Raw genomic sequence first — 22,239 nt, forward strand, 5'->3', positions numbered from 1 at the left:
CCCGGAATACACCATCGCCTACACCGGAAATTACACCACGAGCGCGGACGCTAACGACAATGCCCCCGAACCCCGATCGTCGGCGTGCAGCCTAGGACTGTAAGCGGGGCGGCAAAATTGCACCTTGGGAGGATGGGGCGGCACGCCCCTGACCTCCCCTTACTCCCCGTCACCCTGAACTTGTTTCAGGGTCTATCGGGCCGTTGCAACCGGAGGGGGCAGGTCACCAACCGCATGAGTGGTTTGCTGCCGCATCTCCCGTGGCAGGCGGCACAATGGACCCTGAAACAAGTTCAGGACGGTGTGTGGTGACGGGAGGGAAGTGCCTGCATCGCAACCGGTTCGGGGGGCGCCGGTCGCAGTCGGCACCCCCGTCCCCCTCCGGAACTTTACGAGGTCTGCGAGGCCAGCGCGGGTTTCCACTCGACGCCGTACCGCGCGAAGATCGCCTTCATGCGGCCGTCCTTCGCCATCGCGGCGAACTGTTCCTCGATGGCGAAGCCCAGGTTGCGGCTGTTTTCCTTCACCGCGATGCCGATGTCCCAGCCGGGCGAGAGCATTGCGGGCAGGAAACCCTTGCGGCGCGCGATGCCCGCGTCGGGCGCGTCGTGCAGGGCGGCCTCGATCTGCGCGGTGCTGGCGACGGCGGCGTCCGCTTCGCCCTTGCCGACGGCCATGACCGCCTCGTAGCCGGTGGGGACGTGGACCACGTCCTTCGACAAGGCCCCACCCGCATGGCCGAGCAGGTAGAAGTCTGGGATCGAATCGAGTTCCGCCGCGATGCGTTTGCCCTTCCAGCGCACCGGCATCGCCTCGCAGTCCGCTGCCTCACCGCAGGCGGCGCCGAAGCTCTCGCGGTAGTAGGGGGCGAGGAAGGTGACGTTGTCCTCGCGCGCCATCAGCTGGCGGTCGAAGGGGACGTGCAGCATCACGTCGCAGGGCTGGAAGCCGAGCAGCCCGCCGCGCCAGATGACGTTGCGCAAGTCGTCGGACAGATCCTCGTCCGCCGTGAACAGCGCGATATCGGCGCGCACGCCCAGCTTCTCGGCAAGGGCATGGGCGAGATCGACGTCGATGCCGGCCGGCTTGCCGCCATCCTCCCACGACCATGGGCGGTTGTCGGTGTAGAGGCCGACGCGCAGCACGCCCAGCGCCTTCACCTTCTCCAGCGGCGCGGCGAGAAGCGACGCGGGCCGCAGGGACGCTATCGCCCCTGCGGCCCCGAGACCCCTGAGGAGGGACCGGCGGTCCACCGCTTATTCGTCCGTGTGCTTGGATTCCAGCCAGGCGCGGATCGCCCAGCCGGCCTTCTGGCCCAGCACGTCGCCGAAGGGCGGCATGTAGACCTTGCCGTCATGCGCCGAGCCGTGGCGGAAACGCTCGACGAACCATTTCTGAAGCGCCTGCACGAAAAGGGCATTCTCAGCGACGAGGACTACACCGAGCTGCTCGCGCAGGAGCAGGCCGAAGCCTCCGCGCCCGCTCCGGCCTCGGCACCCGCCGCAGCCGCGCCCGCCGGTGACCCCGGCCTCTACGTCAAGCGTACCGAGAGCGGCATCGGCCTCGAAGTCGGCCCGGCGACCATCAAGTTCTCGGGCTCGGTCAACGGCTTCTACGTCCACGACAATCCGGCAACCGCATCGGCCTCCACCGCCGTCACCGGCGGCGTCGCCAGCGTCGGCACGCGCAATTCCAGCGCGGTGCGCAACGGCTTGCTGCCGGGCTTCCTCAAGGTCGAGGTCAGCACGAAGCAGGAGGGCTGGGACATCGGCGCCTTCTTCGGCATGTATCCGGGCATCAACTCGGCCGCATGGGGGGCGCTGGGCGCCAACAACGGCGGCCAGCCGACCGCGCTGGCGACTGCAGGCATCGACTTTCGCCAGACTTACCTGACTTTCGGCAAGCCCACCGTCGGCACCTTCAAGATCGGCCGCGACATCGGCCTGTTCGGGTCTGAGGCGATCCTCAACGACATCACGCTGCTCTCGTCCGGCACGCCGGGAGGCAACGTGGCGCCGGGCAACACGACGCTCGGCCGCATCGGCGTGGGCTATATCTACACCGACTTCCAGCCGCAGATCACCTATACCTCGCCCAGCTTCGGCGGCGTGCAGGCATCGGTGGGCGTGTTCCAGCCGCTGTCCTCGCTGACCGGACCGGCGCAGGAGAATTCGCAGCCCGGCTTTCAGGGCAAGATCACTTATGACGCGACGCTCGGCGGCGTGGCCCTGCGCGCCTGGGCAGGCGGCGTGACGCAGCGCCACAACGAGATCACCGGCCAGAGCTACACCGGGCAGGGTCTGGATTTCGGCGGCAAGGTCACGGCCGGGCCGATCACGGCGGTCGGTTACTACTACACCGCCAAGGGCCTCGGCACGACGGTACTGGGCCTGCACGACACCGATGGCTTCGGCAATGCCCGCAAGAGCGACGGCTTCTACCTTCAGGCGCTCGCCAGCTTCGGCAAGTTCGCGGTGGGCGGCAGCTATGGCGAAAGTTCGCTGCACTATGCCAACGCGGCCGATGCGCTGGCCAGCCCGAACCTCGTCGACACCAATTCCAGCTGGGTCGGGCAGGTCCGCTACAGCCTGACCAGCTGGGTCACGCTGATCGGCGAGTACACCCATTCGAAGGCCAAGGCGCATTCCGGCAACGAGGCGTCGAGCGACGCCCTCGCGCTGGGCGGCATCCTGTTCTTCTGATCCTTGCGTCGTCCCGGACCCGATCCGGGGCGACGCGCCACCATCACCGGAGTCGCAGCCATGATGGAATATCGTAAGTTACCTCCGGAACGCCCGCCCGAGGCGGGGCCGCACAGGAGGTCAGACCCATGAACACCATGAAGTACAACGCCGGTGCGCGCACGCTGCACTGGCTCATCGCGCTGCTCATCATCGGCAATCTTGCGAGCGGGCTGCTGCACTTCGCGATTCCCGTCCACAAAGCGATCGGGCTGACGGTGCTGGTGCTCTCGCTGGCGCGGCTCGGCTGGCGGATGGCCTGGAAGGCGCCGCCGTACCCGACCTCGATGAGCCGCGCCGAAGTCGGCCTCGCCCATGCGGTGCATGGGGTGCTGTACCTGTTCATGATCGCGATGCCGCTGTCGGGCTGGATCATCGCGTCGGCGGGCAAGTACCCGCTGTCGTGGTTCGGGGTGTTCGAGTGGCCCAAGCTCGCGGTCGTCAAGGGCAGCGCGATCTACGGCGCGGGGCACGAGTTCCACGAGATCGGCGGCTGGGTGCTGCTGGTGCTGGTGCTCGGCCACGTCGCGGCGGCGCTGCGCCATCATTTCATGCTGAAGGACGGCGTGCTGCGCCGGATGCTCTAGGCGCCATTCGAAGGGGGAGGGCGCCGCAAAGGCGCCGCGAGGGATGCGAAAGACAAGTCTTGTCATTGCCGGGCTGATGGCCTCGGCCTCGCCGGTTCTGGCCGAGGAAGCGCCCATCGTCGTCACCGCGCCGGGCGGCGCCATCGACCTCGACGAAGCGCGCGAGGTGGACCCGCAAGCGCTCGACATCGCCGGCAAGCGCGATCTGGCCCGTGCGCTGGAACGCACCGTGCCGGGCCTGACGCTGACCGAGTCCACCGGCAATCCGTGGCAGGCGGCGATCACCTGGCGCGGGTTCTCCGCCTCGGCGCTGCAGGGCGCGGAGCAGGGCATGGCGGTCTACCTCGACGGGGTGCGCTTCAACCAGCCATTCGGCGACGTGGTGCTGCTCGACGTGGTGCCCGAGATGGCGCTGGCCAATGCGCAGCTGAGCGACGCCAACCCGGTTCTGGGCCGCAACGCGCTGGCGGGCTCGCTGCTGCTGACCACGCATGACGGGTTAAGCCTCTCCGGCCTGCGCCTGCAGGCGGACGTGGACACGGTCGGCAGTGTGGGCGGCAGTGCCTCGCTGGGGCTGGGCGACAAGGCCGATAATCTCCTGATCGTCGCCGAGGCGCGGCATGACGACGGCTGGCGCGTCGCCTCGCCCTCGACGCTGAAGCGCGTGTTCGCCAAGGGTGTGCATGACGCCGGGACATGGGGGATCGAGGTGCAGGGCCTTGCCGCCGACACCGACCTCACCGGCAACGGCGTCGCCCCGGTCGAACTGCTCGATGCCAAGTGGAGCGCGGTGTTCACGACGCCGGACGTCACCCACACCCGCTTCGCGCGCATCGTCGTCGCACCGTGGATCGCGGCGGGCGAGACCGGCCGCATCGAACTGCGCGCCCACTGGCAGACCCTCACCCGCAAGAGCGCCAACGGCGACCTCGCCGACTTCGGGCCTTGCGAGGACGATGCGGGCTACCTCTGCCTCGGCGACGACGACGAGTTCGAGGAACCCCTGCTGGCCAATGGCGCCCGCGTGGTGAACGACCCTGCGGTGGACGACTACGCCGTGTTCAACCGCGGGCGAGAGCGCACCCGCAGCGGCGGCGCCATGCTGCAATGGCTCGACGAGCGCGAGACCGAGAACGGCACTCGCCGCTTCGCCGTGGGCGCTTCGTGGGAGCGCGCGCGCACCCGCTTCACCGCCACCACCGAACTGGGTGAATTGGAGGAGGACCGCTCGGTCGAGGGTCTCGGCCTGCTGCTGACCTCGGAAGAAGGGGGCATCACCCCGGTCGACGTCGTCACCCGCATGAGTGACCTGGCGCTTTTCGCCAGCGCCGAAGTTCCGCTGACCCCCGCGCTGACGGTCGAGGCCGGGGCGCGCTGGTCGCGCAACACGGTGAAACTGGACGACCGGCTGGGCGATGCGCTCGACGGCAGCCACCGGTTCAGCCGCCTCAATCCCTCGATCGAGTTCGACTATGCGCTGGGGGCGGACGTCCATGCGACGGTGGGCTTCGCGCTCACCAGCCGCAACCCGACGCCTGCGGAACTGTCCTGCGCCGATCCGGAATCGCCCTGCACGCTGGCGAACTTCTTCATCGCCGACCCGCCGCTCAAGGCCATGACCGCGCAGAACTGGCATGCCGGGCTGTCGGGCGGCGCCAATGCTTTTGGGGCAGCGCTGACATGGCGGGTGAACGGCTGGCGATCGGACACGAAGAACGACATTCGCATGATCGCCTCGGAAGTGCGCGGGCGGGCCTATTTCGCCAACCTCGGCGAATCACGGCGGCAAGGGATCGAGGCTTCGGCCGACTGGCGGCAGGGCGGCTGGCGGCTGTCGGGCAGCTACGCCTTCACGGATGCGAAGTTCCGGCAGGACTTCGCGGTTTCGAGCCCGTCCAACCCCGAGGCGGACGAGGACGGTCTGGTCGAAGTGCAGCGCGGAGATCGCCTGTCCGGCGTGCCGCGCCATTCGGTGAACCTCTATGCGGGGCGGGCAGGCAGAGGCTGGGAACTGGGCTTCGCGATGCGGGCGCGCTCCGGGCAGGTGTTGGTCGGCGACGAAGGCAACGACAACGCCAGGACCCCGGCCTACGCGGTGTTCGACATGATGGGCCGGGTGGAAGTCGCGCCCGGAATCGAACTGGCGGCGGAACTGCGCAACATGTTCGACCGGCACTACGTGACGATGGGCACGTTCTCCGAGATCGACGAGATCGAACTGGTCGAGGCGCCCGGCGCGGACAATCCGCGTGCTTATGCTCCGGGGGCGCCGCGCAGGCTGACGGTGTCGGTGCGGGCGCGGTTCTGAACCCGCGGCCAGCCTGCCTCGGCCCCTAATTCGTCATTGCGAGGGGTAAAAGCGCCCCCTCACAACCTCGGCAACAACCGCGCCTCAAGCCCCGGGTAGAGATGTGAGACGCTGCGCTGCAGTTCATAGCGCGCCGCCTTCAGCCCGGCGAACCGCGCGGGGATCGGCAGTTCCCCCGCCTCGGTCATGTCGACTCCCTCGGCGACGGCCTGCGTCAGCGTCGCCTCCAGCCAGTTGAGCCAGTCGCGCGTCTGGGCAATCGCGCCGCCGTCCCGGTCCAGCGGCCCGTGCCCCGGCAACAGCAGCCCATGCTGCACCGCCGTCAGCCGATCGAGCGCCGCCCGCCACTTCACCAGATCCGCATGCGGGGTCGAGGGCGCCCGGTCGTGGAACACGAGGTCGCCCGCCAGCAGCGTCCCCGTCGCCTCGTCGAGCAGCACCAGATCGCCCGCCGAATGCCCCTGCATCGCGAAGAGCCGGAACCTGCGCCCGCCGAACAGGGCCTCCCCTTCCGCCACATCGCCGAGCGGCAGGACCACATGGGTGCCCTTCATCCAGTCCGACAGCAGGCGGTACATGGCATCGGAAAAGCCCTCGCCGTCGCGCTCCAGATCGGCGCGGGTGGCGGGCAGGGCGTGGACGATGGCGGGGTCGAAGGCCGCCGCCCCCAGCGCATGATCGGGATGCAGGTGGCTGACGTAGACCCGCCCCACCGCCTTGCCCGTCACCGCCTGCGCCAGCGCGCCGAGCGCCTTGCCGTGCTCCAGCGCGACGCCCGGATCGAACAGCACCGCGCCTTCGTCGGTGGCGATGATGGCGCTGTTGGCAATCATCCCGCCATTCTCGAACAGGATCGGCGCATCGGCCCCGCGCACCATCCACACGCCCGCGGCGATGGGCTCGGCCTTCGGAGCATAGGTCCCGGCGAACGTCTCGGCGCGGGCGGCGACGGGCAGCGCCAGCGCGGCGCCGATCAGGCTGCGGCGGGTGAGGTTCACTTCGCCGCCAGCGCCGCGCTGCGCGGGGTGACCGTGCCGTCGAATTCCAGCCCCGAACTGTCGCGCGCGGCGATCGAGAGCGGCCCCTTCGCATCATCGACGATGAAGGTGAAGGCGGGGTCTTCGGCCACCGCTCCGAAGACCTGCAGGTCGGCGAGCGGGGTTCCGGCCGAGGAAGTCACCGTCACCCGCTCGATGTTGTAGGCGGGGATGTTCTCGACGAGGCCGGTGTCCATCGGGTGTCGCACTGTCACCCTGAGGCGCGTTTGAGTGCCGCTGAGTGCCCATGCCGCGCCGTGCATTTCGCCGAGGTGGTCGGCCCAGTCACCCTTGACCCGGCTGACCGGCGGGGCCGAGCAGCCTCCCCCGGCCGCGTCGATCCAGCTGCCCGAGACGTGCCACACCCCGTCCGCCGTCAGCACCGCCGCGCGCACCGGAGTGCGCTGGTCGAGCTTGATTCGCGTCGCCAGAAACGGCGCGGCGGCGCGGGGGGCATAGTCCACCGCGACCGGGATCGGGTTGAGGTCGGCGAAGATCAGGATGCGCTTCACGTCGGGGATGGCGCGCGCATCGACGGTGACGGGAAAGACGCGCTGATTCTCTGCGATTTCAGGTATTTCGACTTTCACGGCAGGGTCGAAGCGTACCGTGGCGCCACCGAACAGACGCTCGGCGTGATACTCCCACATCGGCGATTTCAGCGGGTCTGCGGGCAGCGCGAAAGCGGCCGGGACCGGCGCGGCGAGGGTGGCGATGAGGGCCAGCAGGATCTTCTTGCGGATCATACCAAGGGCCAATGTAGGCCGGGCCTCGGCCGGGTCATATTGGACCTTGGGAGGAGCCATGGAACGCATCGGACGAAGGCTGGCGATAGGGCTGATTCTCGCCGGAATCTGCGCTCCGTCAGCGCGCGCCACCGACGATTTCGACGCAGATGGCTACCGCACCGCCCGCTACCGCGCGCCGGTGGACCGGCTGCCCGCGCCCGCCTGCCGGATCGCGTTGGAGGACGCGCTCGGGCTGGACGAAGCACTGTTCATCGACGTGCTGCCGGTGGAGTCCGGCCACCGTGACCCCGCAACCGGCCAGTGGCGCCTCAGCCAGCCGCATGAGACGGTGCCCGGCGCGCTCTGGCATCCGGAGACGGGGCGCAGTCCGGTCGATCCGGTGCTCTGGCGCGGGCTGGAGCAGGCGGTCGCCACGGCGCGCCGGGGGAGGCCGCATCTGCCGGTCGTGCTGTTCTGCCGCACCGATTGCTGGATGGGCTGGAACGCCGCGCGGCGGCTGGCGAAAGGCGGCGTGCGTCACGTCTACTGGCTCGCCGAGGGGATCGAGGGCTGGCACGCCGCAGGCCGCGCACTGGTGCGGGCGGAGCCGGTGGTGGTGGCGCCCAACTGATCATCACCCATCATCGTCATTGCGAGCGCAGCGAAGCAACCCAGGGCGGTTTACGCTGCTCTGGATTGCTTCGCTGCGCTCGCAATGACGAATGAAGGATATGAAAAACCCGCCCGCCGCAGGGGTGCGACGGACGGGTCTCCTTGAGAGCTCGTTTGAAGGGTCAGCGCTGCTTCTTGAGGTAGTCGATGATTTCCTTGCGCTTCGCCGCGTCCTTGAGGCCGGGGAAGCTCATGCGGTTGCCGGGGACCAGCGCGCGCGGGTTTTCCAGCCACTTGTCGAGCGTGGCGTCGTCGAGCGTCAGGTTCGATTTCTTCACCGCGTCCGAGAAGGCGAACTTGCCCTGACCCATCTTGTGACCATACGTGCCGAACAGGTTCGGGCCGAGCTTGTTGGGCGCGCCCTTGGCGACGTTGTGGCACACCGCGCAGCGCGCGAAGGAGGCGGGCGGCGCGGCCGGAGCGGCGGGTGCGGCCTCTGCGGTCGAGGTCAGCGCGGCCTGTCCGCCGAAGCAGGCCACCAGCGCCAGCGCTCCCGCAGCGGCGAGGCCCATGCGCTTCTGCCTGATGTTCATGTCGTGTCTCCCGTTATGCCTGTCCTGTGGCCTGCCGCTTTCGCATGCGGGGTGACGGGTCGATATTGGACTTTGGACCGGGCCAGCCTTTGACCAAGGGGCATCGTACCAAGGGTCACTTGTCCGCCCCGGCCCCTGAGGCGCAGTCTGATGCCGGGCAAAGGGGGAGGCGGACTTGCTGAACGAGCACGAACTGCGCCGCATGGTGGTGAGCGAGATGCACTTGCGGCGCTGGCCTCTGGTTCGGGCGCCGGCCTCGATCGTGCAGTTCGTGCGGCTGCTCGATCCCGCCGACCGCGAGGAAGAACTGGCGGCGATGCGGGCGCTGCCCTCGGCCGGGCCGATCGAGCCGGGCAGCCGGCCGCGCCACCTTGCCGGGACGCTTGCGCCGGGGCTCGCCTTCACCTGGGAGCGGCACAGCGAGGCGAGCACGACGACGCTGTTCGTCACCGGCGGCGCGGCGGCCCGGCCTGCTCTCACCGATGCGTTGGCATGGGCGGGCAGCTTGCCGGGCAAGGTCATCCGCGCCTCGCGCGTGCAGCTGGTGGAGGACGAGGCGGCGGCGCTGGCGCTGCTGCCGGAACTGGGCTTCGCGGCGGACGACCTCGTCACCTGCTACATTGGCGATGCGCCCGGAGAGCGGCAGGCGCGGATCTGGTCGGACTTCCGGCTGCGCGAGGACGGCTTCGGGGTGATTCTCGCGGCGGCTTGCGGGATGGCTCCCGGTGCGCTCTCGCGCACTCTGCAGCGGCTGCAGGAACTGGGTAATTACCGTAATCTCGCGCTGCTCGGCCTGCCCGTTGCGCGTGAGGGCTGGCGCGCGCTCGACCGGATCGAGGCGATGCTGGGCGAAACCAACCGCGCCGTCGCCCGCCCCGAAGTCACCGACGACGATCTGCTGGAGGACGTCACCCGCCTGTCGATGGAACTGGTGGCGCAGGCCAGCGCCTCCGATTTCCGCATGAGCGCCACCGCCGCCTACGCCACCATCGTCGAGGAGCGGCTGGCCGAACTCAATATCGCCGCGATCCCGGGGCAGGTCTCGCTGGCTGACTTCACTCAGCGCCGCTTCCTGCCCGCCGTGCGGACCTGCGCCGCCCATCGCCGCCGGGCCGAGCAGCTGTCGCAGCGCACCTCGCAGGCGCTGGCATTGCTCAGGGTGCGAATCGAGACGCGAATCGAGAACCAGAATGGTCTGCTCCTCGCCTCGATGGAGCGCAGCGCCTCGCGTCAGTTGCGCCTGCAACAGCTGGTGGAAGGGCTCTCGGTCGTCGCGGTGAGCTACTACGCGCTCGGCCTGATCGCCAAGATGCTGGAAGGCGTGGAGGAACTGGCACCGCAGATTCACGCCCATGTGGCCACGGCAGTGCTGGCCCCGCTGGTCCTCGCGGGCGTGTGGCTGGCGATCCACCGGATGAAGCGGCGTATTCTCGGTCCAGAGGACGGAAAATGACGTTCGGTGAAAATAATCTGCAAGAGCCGCTTGCCGGGTCCGAATTCTTGCGCTAGTGGCGCGCTCCTGCCCCGGAGCGGATGCAAATCCTGCTCCAAGATTTAGCGGTCGTGGCGGAATTGGTAGACGCGCAACGTTGAGGTCGTTGTGGGCGAAAGCCCGTGGAAGTTCGAGTCTTCTCGACCGCACCAGGCAGTATTCGAACAGCACTGATCCTAGCCTTCGGGCTCCCCTCGCAAGAGGGGGGATCGGCTGTTCGCGTGCCGTTTCGGCGCACTTCAGATTATCCCAGCCTGTGCTCCGGAATCACCAGCGAGACCCGCAGGCCCGGTTTCGCATCGGCGAACTCCAGCGCCGCGCCGTGGGCGTGGGCGATCGCGGCGACCATGCTGAGGCCGAGTCCATCACCCGGCACGCCGCCCGAATCCCTGCCGCGATAGAACTGCTCGGTTACCCGCCTCGCTTCGTCCACCGCAAGGCCGGGGCCGTCGTCGCGCACGCTGAGGTCCAGCCCACCGGCCCGACGCGCCGCCGAGATTTCGATCCGACGCCCCGCCCCGGCATGCTTGAGCGCGTTGTCGAGCAGGTTCGACAGCGCCTGAAACACGAGGTCTAGGTCGAGATCGGCCACCAGCGGCCGCCGCGCCGAGAGCACCAGTTCGATTCCCAGCCGCTCGGCTTCGGGCTGGTAGAATTCGGCGAGGTCTTCCAGCAATTGCACCACATCGGTGCGCTGCAGTTCGAGCGGATGGCGCCCGTTCTCCAGCCGCGAGATGCGCATCAGCGCGGAGAGAATGCGCTGCAGCCGGTTCGCCTCGACGATCGCGTCGGAAGCCGCCACGCGCATCGTCAGGTCGTCACCCGCCGTCTGTTCCAGCCTTTCCAGCCGCCCGATCAGCCGCGCCAGCGGCGTGCGCAGTTCGTGCGCGGCATTGTCGGAGACGCGCTGGACCGCCTGGAACAGCGTCTCGATGCGCGAGAGCATGAGGTTTAGCGTCTCGCCCAGCCGGTCGAAGTCGTCGCCGCTGCCGCGCACCTGCACGCGGCCGGTGAGGTCGCCTTCCATCACCTGCCGCGCGGTCAGCGTCACCGCCTCGATGCGGCGGCCGATGGCAAGGCTCATCAGCCAGCCGATGCCGAGCCCCAGCACCAACGTCACCCCGAAGATCCAGATCGCGGCGAAGCGCAGGATTTCGGCCTCGCTGGTCAGTTCCTCGACGTCACGGCCGACCAGCAGGCGGGTGCCGTCGGACAGCATCCGGTCGAGTACCAGCGCATCGTAGTCGATCTCCACGCCATCGACGAAGGTGTCGGCCTCGATCAGCGACATGCGCTCGATCGACCGCGCGGGCCAGCCGGGCAGGTTGGAGGTGACGACATGACCACCGGGCGCGAGGAGGGCGTGGAACGCCTTGGCGCCGTCCGAATGCTGCGCGCGCCGGTCGAGAGCCTCGGCGGCCGCGCCGATCCCGTGGGCCTCCTCGATGGCGCGCAGGGTCTGCGCCTCGCGCTCGACCATGTGGCGGGTCCGGTCCATCGGCACCACCACGCGCAGCCAGTACCCGGCCCCCATCAGCAGCGCCACCGAGAGGCAGAACAGCCCCGCATAGATCAGCGTCAGCCGGAACGAGAGGCTGCGCAGCAGGCGGCTCATGCGGCTCTCAGGGTGTAGCCGACGCCGCGCACGGTATGGATCAGGTCGGCCTCGCCCTCGGCGGTGATCTTCTGGCGCAGCTTGCTGATGTGCTGGTCGATGATGTTGGTCTGCGGGTCGAAGTTGTAGTCCCACACGTTTTCCAGCAGCATCGTGCGCGTCACCACCCGCCCGGCATTGCGCGCGAGATAGGCGACGATGCGCAGTTCGCGCAGGGTGAGGGGGATGCGCCGCCCCGCGCGCGTCACCGTATGGGCGCCGAGGTCGATCTCCAGATCGGCGACGCGCAGCACGCTGGCGGTTTCCGCCACGGGCGCATTGCGGCGCGCCAGCGTCTCCAGCCGGGCGAGCAGTTCGGACATCGCGAAGGGCTTGGCCATGTAGTCGTCGCCGCCCGCGCGCAGGCCGCGCACGCGCTCGTCGACGTCGCCCAGCGCGGAGAGGATCAGCACCGGCGTGGCGTCGTCGGTAGCGCGCAGGGCGGCGAGCACCTTGAGCCCGTCGAGCGTGGGCAGCATGCGGTCGAGGATGATCGCGTCGTAGCACTCACACGTCGCCCGCACGAGCGCGTCGCGGCCGTCGGCGCAATGCTCGACCACGTGCCCGGCCTCGCGCACGCCCGCCATGATGTGCGCCGCCAGCGCGGCATCGTCCTCGACCAGAAGTATCTGCATGTGGGGTGAGCCTTATCCCGGAGAGGGCGCGGCGTCGAGTTGGGGTGCGTTTGGGGAGGGTGGTTTGGGCAAATTCCTGCGGTAGCTGGTTGCGCCTCAAAGTCGTCGTCCAAACATCATCGTCATCCCAGCGAAGGCTGGGACCGCTCTCGTCATCACACTGCTTCTCGGCGAGGCCGGGATGAAGTTCGCACTGCCCTGCCGACAGGGCACATCATGGTCACAACGGTCCCAGCCTTCGCTGGGATGACGGTCTATTTCTGGAGCGGCAACTTCCCACCCAAACCAGTCCTTTCAACGTCGCTCAGGCTGAGCTTGTCGAAGCCCCCGAGGCTGGGCGCTGCGTCCCCATGCTTCGACAAGCTCAGCATGAGCGGGTGGGTGGGGCTGCGGCAGTTTCCACCCAACATGGGCAAATCTACATGAAGGCTCCACGGTGGCTCCACCTCGCTGCGGCATTGGGGCGCGATGGATCTTCAGAGCCCCAGTTCCCGCATCCACGTTCTCGCCATCGGCGGCGCGCATCAGTTCGGTCATATCGTGCCGGTCGCCTGCGAGCTTGCCCGCCGCCACCCGGGGCAGGTGCGCCTGTTCGTCTCGACCGAGGCCGAAGTGGCCGCTGCCATGGCCTATGCGGGGCAGGACGCGGCGCCCGAAGTCGTGGTCATGCGCCTGCCTGCCGTGACCGCGCTGCTGCCCGCCTCGATGCACAAGGCTGCGCGCCTGACGCTCTGGGCCAGGCGGCTGCGCGATGCGGCGGTGATCCTCTGCGCCGAGCGGACCTCCACGATGCTCAAGCGCCTGCCGGGGGATTGCCCGTCGATCCTCCACATCCCCCATGGCGCGGGTGACCGCGCGGTCGGTTTCGAGCCGCGCTTCCGCCTGTTCGACCACGTCATGCTGGCCGGCCGCAAGGACCGCGACCGCCTCGTCGAAGCGGGCTTCCTGCGGGCGGAGGATTGCACCGTCACCGGCCCGGTGAAGCTGGCGACCGTGCTTGATAATGCGCAGGCAAGGCCGCCGCTGTTCGACAACGGGCGGCCGACGATCCTCTACAACCCGCACTTCTCGAAAAAGCTCTCCTCGATCGAGGCGTTCGGGCGGGGGCTGATCGCGGCGGTGGCGGCGGATGGGCGCTATAACCTCGTCGTCGCGCCGCACGTGCGGCTGGCGAAGCGCTGGTCGGCGGCGCAGCGGCGCGCGTGGGAGGCGCTGGCGATCCCGGGGCAGGTCACCGTCGATCTCGGCTCGGCGCGCTGCAACGACATGACCTATACCCTGGGCGCGGATCTCTATGTGGGCGACGTCAGCAGCCAAGTCTACGAATTCCTCGTTCGCCCGCGCCCGTGCCTGTTCGTCGATGCGAAGGGAGTCGACTGGCAGGACAGCGCGGACTACGCGATGTGGCACTTCGGCGAGGTGATCGCGCCCGACGCCGACCCAGTGGCCGCCATCGAGCGCGCCTTCGCCACGCACGGCGCCTACGTCCAGTGGCAGCGTGAGCGCATGGCCTATACCATCGACGGCATCTCGTGGCTGGCAGACGGCACTCCGACGTTCGGTGCGCACTGCCCGGTGCGCGAGGCCGCCGACACGGTGGAACAGTTCGCGGGATTAAGGGTGAAGCCACTCGCGGCGGTCGCTTGATCGCTTCTTCGTCATTGCTTCGCTACGCTCGCAATGACGAGGTGTAAGGGCGCTAGTTTGGGAAAGGTTCGAGAGGCTTCGAAGCACGGGTGTGGACCTGCCTCCAGAATAGGAACATAATAAGAACGAAATTCCCGATTCGTAAGGCCGTCCCATGTCCCGCCCTCAGGCCCCCGCCTGTATCGAAGATCCCCCCCCGGACACGCTCCCGTGCCTCGCCCGCGCGCAGTTGCATGAGGTCCATGCTGGCACCGAGGACTGGGCTTCGGCGCTGGCCTTCGCCTTCGGCATGGTGGAGGCGGAAAGGAGCCGCCCCGTCCTCCTCCTGCGCCCCCGCCGCAAGGGCGCTGCCATGGTGCCATGCGCGGAGGGCCTGCGTGCGCTCGGCGTGGATCCGGCGCGGCTGGTGATCGTCGATGCCCGTAACGACGCCGCCTTGCTCCGCGCGGGCCTGGACGCGGCGCGCAGCAGCGGTCCGGCGGCGGTGCTGATGGAAAGCTGGGGGGCGATGCGCGAGTATGATCTCGTCGCGAGCCGCCGCCTGATCCTTGCGGCCGAAGGCTCGCGCATCCCGGTGGTGATCCTGCGCGGCGACGCCGAGCCGCGCTCCAGCGCCGCGCATACCCGCTGGACCGTCTCCAGCGCCCCCTCGACCCCGCTGGAGATGCGCGCGCCGGGGACCACGACGCTGCTCGTCGAACTCGTACGCAGACGCGGCGGCCCGGCGGGGCAGCGCTGGCGGCTGGAATGGAATGAAGACCATGGCGGTTTCCGCGAACTCCCCCTCGATACCCAAACCTCCACCGAAGAGCGCGGGCCGCCGCTACCTGGCACTGTGGTTCCCCTTTCTGCCGTGCGAGCGCGCGCGCCGCTCCGGCGTACTGCCTGACACAGACGCGCCGCAGGCCCTAGTCGCGCGCGATGGACAGGCGCTGCGCCTCGCTGCGGTGGACGTGACGGCGATGCGGCAGGGCCTGTCCTACGGCATGACCCTCGCCGATGCGCGTGCGCGCTGTCCGGACCTCGCCACCGCGCGGCACGATCCCATCGCCGACGCGCGGGCGCTGGAGCAGCTGGCGGGGGCGATGATCGCCTTCACCCCGCTCGTCGCGCTCGATGCCCCCGATGGCCTGCTGCTCGACGTCACCGGCTGCGCGCATCTGTTCGGCGGGGAGGAGGCGCTGGTGCGCCGCGTGGTGAAGGATGTCGGTCCGACTACCCGCCACGCCCTCGCGCCCCATTCCGCCGCCGCCCGCGCGCTTGTGCGTTTCGGTGGAGGGGCTGACGTGCGCACCCTCCCGGTCGCCGCGTTGGAACTGGACGAGGGCGCGCTCTCCGGCCTGCGCCGTGCGGGCCTCGAGACGCTGGGCGACCTTGCCGCGCGGCCGATGGCGGGGCTGGCGGCGCGCTTCGGGGAGCTTGCGGTCAGCCGCCTGTGCGCCATTCTGGGAGAGACCGGCAGCCCGGTCATCCCCGTCCGCCTGACCGAGCCGATCCGGCTGGAGACGCGCTTTCCCGAACCGCTGGGCCGCACCGACGATGCGCTGGAGGTGGTCGAGGACATGCTGGCGCAGGCGGCCCGCACGATGGAGCAGCGCCAGCTCGGCGGGCGGCGCTGGGCGGTCACGCTCCACCGCAGCGACAACCAGCGGCGGCGGCTGGTGGTGGAGACGGGCCTTGCAGTGCGCGATCCCGCCGCCGTCATGCGCCTGCTGCGCGAGCGGATCGACACGCTTTCCGACCCGCTCGACCCCGGCTTCGGTTTCGATGCGATCACTCTGGCGGTGCTCCACGCCGATCATCTGCCCTCGCGCCAGATCCTGCTGGAAAGCCGCAAGGAGGAGAACGCCGACGACGTTTCCGCCCTCGTCGATCAACTCAGCGTGCGGTTGGGCGAGGACAGCGTGCGCCGCCTGATCCCGCGCGACCGGCACTTGCCCGAGAAGGCGCAGGCATTGGTCCCCGCACTGCGCCTGCGCGATGCCGCATGGCCGGAGCCGGAGGACATGCCGCCGCGCCCGCTGCTGCTGCTCGACCCGCCGCAACCGGTCGAGGTGATCGCCGGCGTGCCTGACAGTCCGCCCCAGCGCTTCCGCTGGAAAGGCCGCCTTCACGACGTCACGCTGGCCGAGGGGCCGGAGCGGATCGGTGCGGAATGGTGGCTGAAACGCGGCGGCCACATGCCGGGAGGTGCGGGCGAGACGCGGGATTACTACCGCATCGAGGACGGCGCGGGCCGCCGCTACTGGATCTTCCGTCACGGCCTGTTCAGCGAGAAGCCCGACCCGCGCTGGTACTTGCACGGCCTGTTCCCGTGAACTTCGCCGAACTCGTCACCGCCACCAATTTCAGCTTCCTGCGCGGCGCCTCGCCGGGGGAGGAGATGGTTGCGCGCGCGTTGGCGATGGGCATGACCGGCATCGGCATCGCCGACCGCAATACCGTGGCGGGCGTGGTCCGCGCCCACCGCGCATGGAAGGAGATGGGCAGGGCGAAAAGCGGGCTGCGCCTGCTGGTCGGCGCGCGGCTGGTCTTCGCGGACGGCACGCCGGACGTGGTCGCCTATCCAATGACCCGCCACGGCTGGGGCCGCCTGACGCGCCTGCTCACCGTGGGCAACCGGCGCGCGCACAAGGGCGAGTGCGAGCTGCATCTGAGCGACTTGGTCGAGCACGCGCAGGATCTGGCGCTGATCGCCATGCCGGGAAATGAGGATGCCGACGAAGCGCTGCTCGCCACCCTGCGCGGTTTGACGCCGAAGCTCTGGCTCGCCGCCACGATGCCGCGCGCGGGCCGCGATGCGCGGCGGCTGGCGCAGCGCATCGCGCTGGCCGCCCGCGCGGGCGTGCCGCTGATCGCGACCAACGACGTGCTCTACGCGACACCGGAGGACCGCCCGATGCAGGACGTCCTCACCTGTATCCGCGAGGGCCTCACCGTCCAGACCGCCGGCCGCCGCCTGGCCGCCAATGCCGAGCGCCACCTCAAGTTTCCTGAGGAGATGGCCCGCCTGTTCCGCGCCTGCCCCGATGCCCTGACCGCGACGCAGGACCTGATGGCCTGCGTGACATTCACCCTCGACGATCTGCGGTATGAATACCCGCACGAACCGGTGCCCGAAGGCTGGGAGCCACAGCCGTGGCTAGAACACCTTACTCTGGAAGGAGCGAAAAAACGCTTCCCTGCTGGATTGCCGCCTGAATATCGCGAGAAGCTGGACGAGGAATTCGGCCTGATCCGCGAACAGAAGATCGCCTACTACTTCCTCACCGTCCACGACATCGTACACTTCGCGCGCGGCCTGAAAAAGCCGATTCTGTGTCAGGGACGCGGCAGCGCGGCCAATTCGCTGGTGTGCTATTTCCTCGGCGTCACGCCCATCGACCCGGTGCGCGAAAAGCTGCTGTTCACGCGCTTCCTTTCCACCGAGCGCGACGAACCACCCGACATCGACGTCGATTTCGAGCACTCCCGCCGCGAGGAGGTGATGCAGTACATCTACCGCCGTTACGGCCGCGAGCGCGCCGGGATCGCCGCCACCACGATCTGCTACCGCCAGCGCAGCGCCATCCGCGAAGTCGGCAAGGTTCTGGGCATGAGCGAGGACGTCACCGCGCGGCTCTCGGGCACCGTCTGGGGCAGCTGGGGCGGCGATGAACTGCCTGAAACGCGGCTGACCGAGGCGGGCTTCGACCCCGCCAATCCGCAGGTGGAACGGCTGCGCGACATGGTCGGGCGGCTGCTGAACTATCCGCGCCACCTGTCGCAGCACGTCGGCGGCTTCGTATTGAGCGAGGGACGGCTCGACGAACTGGTGCCGATCCACAATGCGGCGATGGAGGACCGCACCTTCATCGAGTGGGACAAGAACGACCTCGAAACGCTCGGCCTGATGAAGGTCGACATTCTGGCGCTCGGCATGCTGACGGCGATCCGCAAGAGCTTCGACCTGCTGCGCGACCATGGCCTGCGCGATCTGGAACTGGCCACCGTCCCGCAGGAGGATGGGCCGACTTACGACATGCTCTGCACCGGTGACAGCATCGGCACCTTCCAGGTCGAGAGCCGCGCCCAGATCGCGATGCTGCCGCGCATGAAGCCGCGCATCCTTTACGATCTCGTGATTCAGGTGGCCATCGTGCGGCCCGGGCCGATTCAGGGCGGCATGGTTCATCCCTACCTGCGGCGGCGCACGGGGGAGGAGAAGGTGGTGTATCCGGGCCCACCCGGAGAGATGGAGGACCTGCTCCACAAGACCATGGGCGTGCCGCTGTTTCAGGAACAGGCGATGCGCCTCGCGATCGTCGCGGCGAAGTTCACCCCGGACGAGGCCGATCGCCTGCGCCGCTCGATGGCCACGTTCCGGCGCAACGGCACGATCCACACCCACCGCAACAAATTCGTGAGTGGCATGGTCGCGCGCGGTTATCCGGAAGATTTCGCCGGAGGGTGCTTCGATCAGATCGAGGGCTTCGGCGAATACGGCTTTCCCGAAAGCCATGCGCAGGCTTTCGGGCTGCTGGCCTATGTTTCGTCATGGCTGAAGTGCCATTATCCGGCGGTGTTCACCTGCGCGCTGCTCAACAGTCAGCCGATGGGATTCTATGCGCCCGCGCAGCTGGTCGCCGATGCGCGCCAGCACGGGGTGGAGGTGCGGCCGATCGATATTGCGGCGAGCGAATGGGACAACACGCTGGAAGGCGAGCGCATTCTGCGCCTTGGCCTGCGGCAGATCGGCGGTTTCAAGGAGGACTGGGCGGAGGCGCTGGAGGCGGCGCGCAAGGTTGCTCCGATAGCCAGCCTCGAAGACGCCGCGCGCCGGGCCGGGCTGCCTTCGCGCGCCTTGCGGCTGCTGGCGGATGCCGATGCGCTCGGCTCGCTGGGGCAGAGCCGGCGGCAGGCGGGGTGGGAGGCGCGGCGGGTTCCGGCGGTGCAACTGCCACTGTTTGCCGCGCTCGATGCGCCCGAACTGGCGACGGAGCCCGACGCCGCGCTCCCGGCGATGGCGCCGTCCGAGGAAGTCGTGGCGGATTACCAGACGCAGCGGCTGTCGCTGAAGGGCCACCCGATGCAGTTCCTGCGCGCGCATTTCGAAGGGCAGGGCGCGCTGACCTGCGCCGGGGTCAATGCGGCGCGCGACGGGCTCAAGGTGCGCGTCGCCGGGGTGGTGCTGATCCGCCAGCGGCCGGGCAAGGGCAATGCGATCTTCATCACCATCGAGGACGAGACCGGCGTGGTCAACGCGCTGCTGTGGGCGCGCGAGTTCGAGAAACAGCGCCGCGCGGTGATGGCCGCGCGGCTGATGGTGATCGATGGCGAAGTGCAGCACAGCAAGGAGGGCGTGGTGCACCTGATGGTCGAGCGCGTGACCGACGCCAGCGAGGCGCTGTCGCGGCTTTCCGCCCCGCCTGCGCTGAAGCCCGAACCGATGCCGGGCGACGCGGTGCGCCACCCGGTCTACGATCCCAACCGCCCGACTTCGGGGCACGCGACACGCGGCCACCCGCGCAACGTGCGCATCCTGCCGCGCTCCCGCGACTTCCACTGACGCTCAGTAGATGTCCCGCAGATAGCGGCCGCCCTCGGCCATTTCCTCCAGCAGCGCATCGCCGAGCACCGCCCGCAGCGCCGCATCGACGGCGGGCGCCATGCCCAGCAGGCTGCCGCAGACGAGCACCGTGGCCCCACCCTCGACCGCCTCGCGCAAGCCATCGGCGACTTGCGGGATCACCTCCTGCACATAGCGGCCGCAATCGGCATCGCGCGACCAGGTGCGCTCCAGTCGCGCCAGCGTGCCGTCGGCCAGCCAGCCTTGCAGCTCGGCGTCGAGGAAGGCATCGTGCTCCCGCGAACGCTCGCCCAGCAGCAGCCAGTGGCCGGCGCTTCCGGCAGCCGCCGCCTGCCACAGATGCCCGCGCAAACCCGCAAGGCCGGTGCCGTTGCCGATCAGGATCAGCTGCCGGTGCGCGTCCGAGGTGCGGAAGCCGGGGTTGGCGTGAAGCCGCAGCGCGATCTCGGTCCCCAGCGGGGCATGCGCGGTCAACCAGCCCGAACCGAGGCCGAGGCTGCCGTCCTCGCGCCGGACCTGCCGGACGATGAGTTCGATGCGCCTGTCGCTTGGGATCGAGGCGATCGAGTATTCGCGGTGCGGCAGTGGGCGTAGTGCGGCGACGATCTCCTCGGGCGTGCCTGAGAGTGTTTCAGGCAGTACGGATTCGCCGATGTGCGCGGCCAGGGTGCGGTTGTGTACCTCTTGAGTGCCGTTGAGTGCCGCTGTGTGCAGCAACGCCGAAACCGCCGCGGGATCGTTTGAAGGGCGGATTTCCGCGATGTCTCCGGCCTGCCAGTCCAGCGTCTCCCCATCGAGCGGCTCGAGCGCGATCAGGAACGCCGGACCGCCCTGACTGCCCGGATTGAGCAGTTCCCGCCCGGCCAGACGCCAACGCCCGTAGCTTGCCGGAGCGAAGTCCGCAGCCATTGGATCGGCGCCCAGCGCGGTCAGCTGCTGCTGCCACTGGCGCTCGGCATCGACGTCCTCGCCATCGACTTCGATGGTATCGAACAGGCGTCGTCCGCCGCCCGCGTGAAGCCAGCGATCGACTTCGTGCCCGAAGGCGCAGAACTGCGGATATTCGCGGTCCCCGAGCGCGAGGACGGCATAGTCGAGGTCCTGCGTGACGGGCGGCGAGGCCATGGTTTCCCGCGCGAAACGGCGGGCGCGATCGGGCGGCTCGCCCTCGCCATAAGTGCTGACGACGAAGAGCGCGCGGCGGGTTTCCGCCAGCACCGCGCCATCGACCGAGGACAGCGGCAGCACTTTTGCGCCGCCCAGAACCGCCGCCGTCTGCCGCGCCAGCCGCTCTGCGCCGCCGGTCTGGCTGGCGTAGGCGACCAGCATGTCGCCGGAATTGGCGGCATTCGCGGCCTCGTAGGCGACCAGCCCCTCGACTTGCGCCAGTGCGCGCTTGCGCCGCCGCCGGGCGATGTAGAGCAGCAGCCCGGTGACGGTGAACAGCGGCATGGCAAGGCTGGTCATGAAGATGACGATGCGACCGGGGAGGCCGAAAATGGCGCCGCGATGGACCTCGAACATGCTCGTCGCGACGACTTTGCCGAGTGCGCGGTCGGCATAGCGGTCGGCCTTGAGCAGGCGTCCATCGGCGAGGTCGATGCTGAGATTGTCGGTCATGCGGTCATGCCGCGCACCGGCCAGAAGCACGCGGAACGTCGCTTTTCTGCCGCTTTCGGGCAGGTTTACGGAAACCGAATCAAAGCGTCCGCCGGTCTCGCGCTCCACCGTCTGCCACGCTTTGCCGAGCAGCAGGGCAGGTTGCGGAGCCGCTTCCTCCTTGTCCGCACCGCCTTCACGCTCGCGCTCCGCCGAACCGGTGAGCACGATCTGTGCGCCTTCGCGATACCACTCGTAGGACCACCATAGCCCGGTGAGCGCACTGAGCAGGTAGGCGATCACCACCCAGCTGCCGATGATCACGTGCAGTTCGCGATAGAGATTGCGCCCGCTCTTGCGCCAGTCGAGCACCAGCCAGGCGCGCCAGTCCAGCGCGCGCCGGGGCCAGCGCAGATAGAGCCCGGAAAGGGCGAAGAAAATCAGCGCGATCGTCGAGAATCCGGTGATCTGGCGGCCCCAGCCCTTCGATCCGCCGGGCAGGGCGAGCCAGCGGTGGATGTCCTCTACGGTGCGGAAGAACCCGGCGCCGACCGGCTGGCCGAGCAGACGGCCGTTACGCGGATCAACGTAGCTGCGTTCGCCGCGCCGCTTGCCGGGTTCGGCTGCGAACTGCACCTGCCAGGCGCGTGTCGGGTCGGCTTCTATGGTGAGCCGCTCCACTTTCAGTCCCTGACGAAAGGTGGAGGCGCGGCCTATCACTTGGTCGGGCGAAAGTGCAGGATTACGGCCCGCTTCGAGAGTTACAATGCCCGGGCTGAGCACGCGCATGATCTCGTTCTCGAAGCTGAGGGTGGCTCCGGTAAGGCCCATTGCGGCCAGTACGAAGCCTGCGGTGATGCCCAGCAACCAATGAATCTGGAACAGAATTCTGCGCGTCACTTCGGCCATGCCCCCTATGCGGGGCACGCGGACCGGCGCTCCCCTTGGAGAAAGCACGTGCCGGTTGGCATTGCGGGCTTTCGCTTCCCTCTCGGGCGAGTTCGCTAATGCGACCTAGTCGCAACTGCAAGCGATTT

The 22,239-nt window shown here is 68.7% G+C and carries 16 protein-coding genes, 1 tRNA gene and 1 pseudogene; 10 read left to right on the forward strand and 8 right to left on the reverse strand.

Annotation, left to right across the window (positions count from 1 at the left end; all coding sequences use genetic code 11):
- Positions 1–389: 389 nt before the first annotated feature.
- Positions 390–1,253 carry a substrate-binding periplasmic protein gene (locus ACODRZ_RS19495; protein WP_488972271.1) on the reverse strand — a complete coding sequence of 288 codons (864 nt, stop codon included), beginning with the start codon at positions 1,251–1,253 and terminating at the stop codon, positions 390–392.
- Positions 1,254–1,256: 3 nt separating this feature from the next.
- Positions 1,257–1,391, reverse strand: a pseudogene (locus tag ACODRZ_RS19500) (cytochrome c-550 PedF); the annotation flags it as partial.
- Between ACODRZ_RS19500 and ACODRZ_RS19505 the strand changes: the two are divergent.
- From ACODRZ_RS19505 to ACODRZ_RS19515, 3 genes are all read left to right on the forward strand, one after another.
- Positions 1,356–2,702 (forward strand): porin, encoded by a 1,347-nt coding sequence (locus ACODRZ_RS19505; protein ID WP_488972272.1) that lies wholly within the window; start codon positions 1,356–1,358, stop codon positions 2,700–2,702. The pseudogene ACODRZ_RS19500 and the gene ACODRZ_RS19505 overlap by 36 nt on opposite strands.
- Positions 2,703–2,830: 128 nt before the next feature.
- Positions 2,831–3,328, forward strand: a complete 498-nt coding sequence (locus tag ACODRZ_RS19510) for a cytochrome b (RefSeq protein ID WP_488972273.1) — start codon at positions 2,831–2,833, stop codon at positions 3,326–3,328.
- A 43-nt stretch (positions 3,329–3,371) separates the two neighbouring features.
- Complete coding sequence (locus ACODRZ_RS19515; RefSeq protein ID WP_488972274.1) at positions 3,372–5,636, forward strand: TonB-dependent receptor; 2,265 nt, start codon at positions 3,372–3,374, stop codon at positions 5,634–5,636.
- 59 nt (positions 5,637–5,695) lie between these two features.
- Here ACODRZ_RS19515 and ACODRZ_RS19520 read toward each other — a convergent pair whose 3' ends face one another.
- Both ACODRZ_RS19520 and ACODRZ_RS19525 read right to left on the reverse strand, forming a co-directional pair.
- A complete protein-coding gene (locus ACODRZ_RS19520; RefSeq protein WP_488972275.1) occupies positions 5,696–6,634 on the reverse strand; it encodes a quinoprotein relay system zinc metallohydrolase 1 in 939 nt (312 codons plus the stop codon).
- A complete protein-coding gene (locus ACODRZ_RS19525) occupies positions 6,631–7,419 on the reverse strand; it encodes a quinoprotein dehydrogenase-associated SoxYZ-like carrier (protein WP_488972276.1) in 789 nt (262 codons plus the stop codon). Before ACODRZ_RS19525 ends, ACODRZ_RS19520 begins: the two co-directional genes overlap by 4 nt.
- 58 nt (positions 7,420–7,477) lie before the next feature.
- On the opposite strand from ACODRZ_RS19525, the gene ACODRZ_RS19530 reads away from it, so the two are divergent.
- Positions 7,478–8,032, forward strand: a complete 555-nt coding sequence (locus ACODRZ_RS19530; RefSeq protein WP_488972277.1) for a rhodanese-like domain-containing protein — start codon at positions 7,478–7,480, stop codon at positions 8,030–8,032.
- Positions 8,033–8,195: 163 nt separating this feature from the next.
- Here the strand turns inward: ACODRZ_RS19530 and ACODRZ_RS19535 are convergent, their stop codons facing one another.
- Positions 8,196–8,606, reverse strand: a complete 411-nt coding sequence (locus ACODRZ_RS19535; RefSeq protein ID WP_488972278.1) for a c-type cytochrome — start codon at positions 8,604–8,606, stop codon at positions 8,196–8,198.
- Between the two features lie 175 nt (positions 8,607–8,781).
- Between ACODRZ_RS19535 and ACODRZ_RS19540 the strand changes: the two genes are divergently transcribed.
- A complete protein-coding gene (locus tag ACODRZ_RS19540; RefSeq protein ID WP_488972279.1) occupies positions 8,782–10,059 on the forward strand; it encodes a DUF3422 family protein in 1,278 nt (425 codons plus the stop codon).
- A 104-nt stretch (positions 10,060–10,163) separates the two neighbouring features.
- A tRNA-Leu gene (locus ACODRZ_RS19545) sits at positions 10,164–10,250 on the forward strand.
- A gap of 92 nt (positions 10,251–10,342) precedes the next feature.
- Here the strand turns inward: ACODRZ_RS19545 and ACODRZ_RS19550 are convergent.
- Positions 10,343–11,713 carry a sensor histidine kinase gene (locus ACODRZ_RS19550; RefSeq protein ID WP_488972280.1) on the reverse strand — a complete coding sequence of 457 codons (1,371 nt, stop codon included), beginning with the start codon at positions 11,711–11,713 and terminating at the stop codon, positions 10,343–10,345.
- Entirely contained in the window at positions 11,710–12,387 is a 678-nt protein-coding gene (locus tag ACODRZ_RS19555) for a response regulator transcription factor (protein WP_488972281.1), read from the reverse strand. Before ACODRZ_RS19555 ends, ACODRZ_RS19550 begins: the two co-directional genes overlap by 4 nt.
- 468 nt (positions 12,388–12,855) lie before the next feature.
- On the opposite strand from ACODRZ_RS19555, the gene ACODRZ_RS19560 reads away from it, so the two are divergent.
- The 4 genes from ACODRZ_RS19560 (at position 12,856) to ACODRZ_RS19575 (ending at position 19,582) form a co-directional block, all read left to right on the forward strand.
- Entirely contained in the window at positions 12,856–14,034 is a 1,179-nt protein-coding gene (locus ACODRZ_RS19560) for a glycosyl transferase (protein ID WP_488972282.1), read from the forward strand.
- Positions 14,035–14,188: 154 nt separating this feature from the next.
- Complete coding sequence (locus ACODRZ_RS19565) at positions 14,189–14,923, forward strand: ImuA family protein (RefSeq protein WP_488972283.1); 735 nt, start codon at positions 14,189–14,191, stop codon at positions 14,921–14,923.
- Entirely contained in the window at positions 14,916–16,352 is a 1,437-nt protein-coding gene (locus ACODRZ_RS19570; RefSeq protein ID WP_488972320.1) for a Y-family DNA polymerase, read from the forward strand. Before ACODRZ_RS19565 ends, ACODRZ_RS19570 begins: the two co-directional genes overlap by 8 nt.
- A complete protein-coding gene (locus ACODRZ_RS19575; RefSeq protein ID WP_488972284.1) occupies positions 16,349–19,582 on the forward strand; it encodes an error-prone DNA polymerase in 3,234 nt (1,077 codons plus the stop codon). The genes ACODRZ_RS19570 and ACODRZ_RS19575 overlap by 4 nt, the downstream gene beginning before the upstream one ends.
- Positions 19,583–19,585: 3 nt before the next feature.
- Here the strand turns inward: ACODRZ_RS19575 and ACODRZ_RS19580 are convergent, their stop codons facing one another.
- Entirely contained in the window at positions 19,586–22,129 is a 2,544-nt protein-coding gene (locus tag ACODRZ_RS19580; protein ID WP_488972285.1) for a PepSY domain-containing protein, read from the reverse strand.
- Positions 22,130–22,239: the final 110 nt, after the last annotated feature.

Source organism: Novosphingobium sp. FG90 (assembly GCF_057808725.1).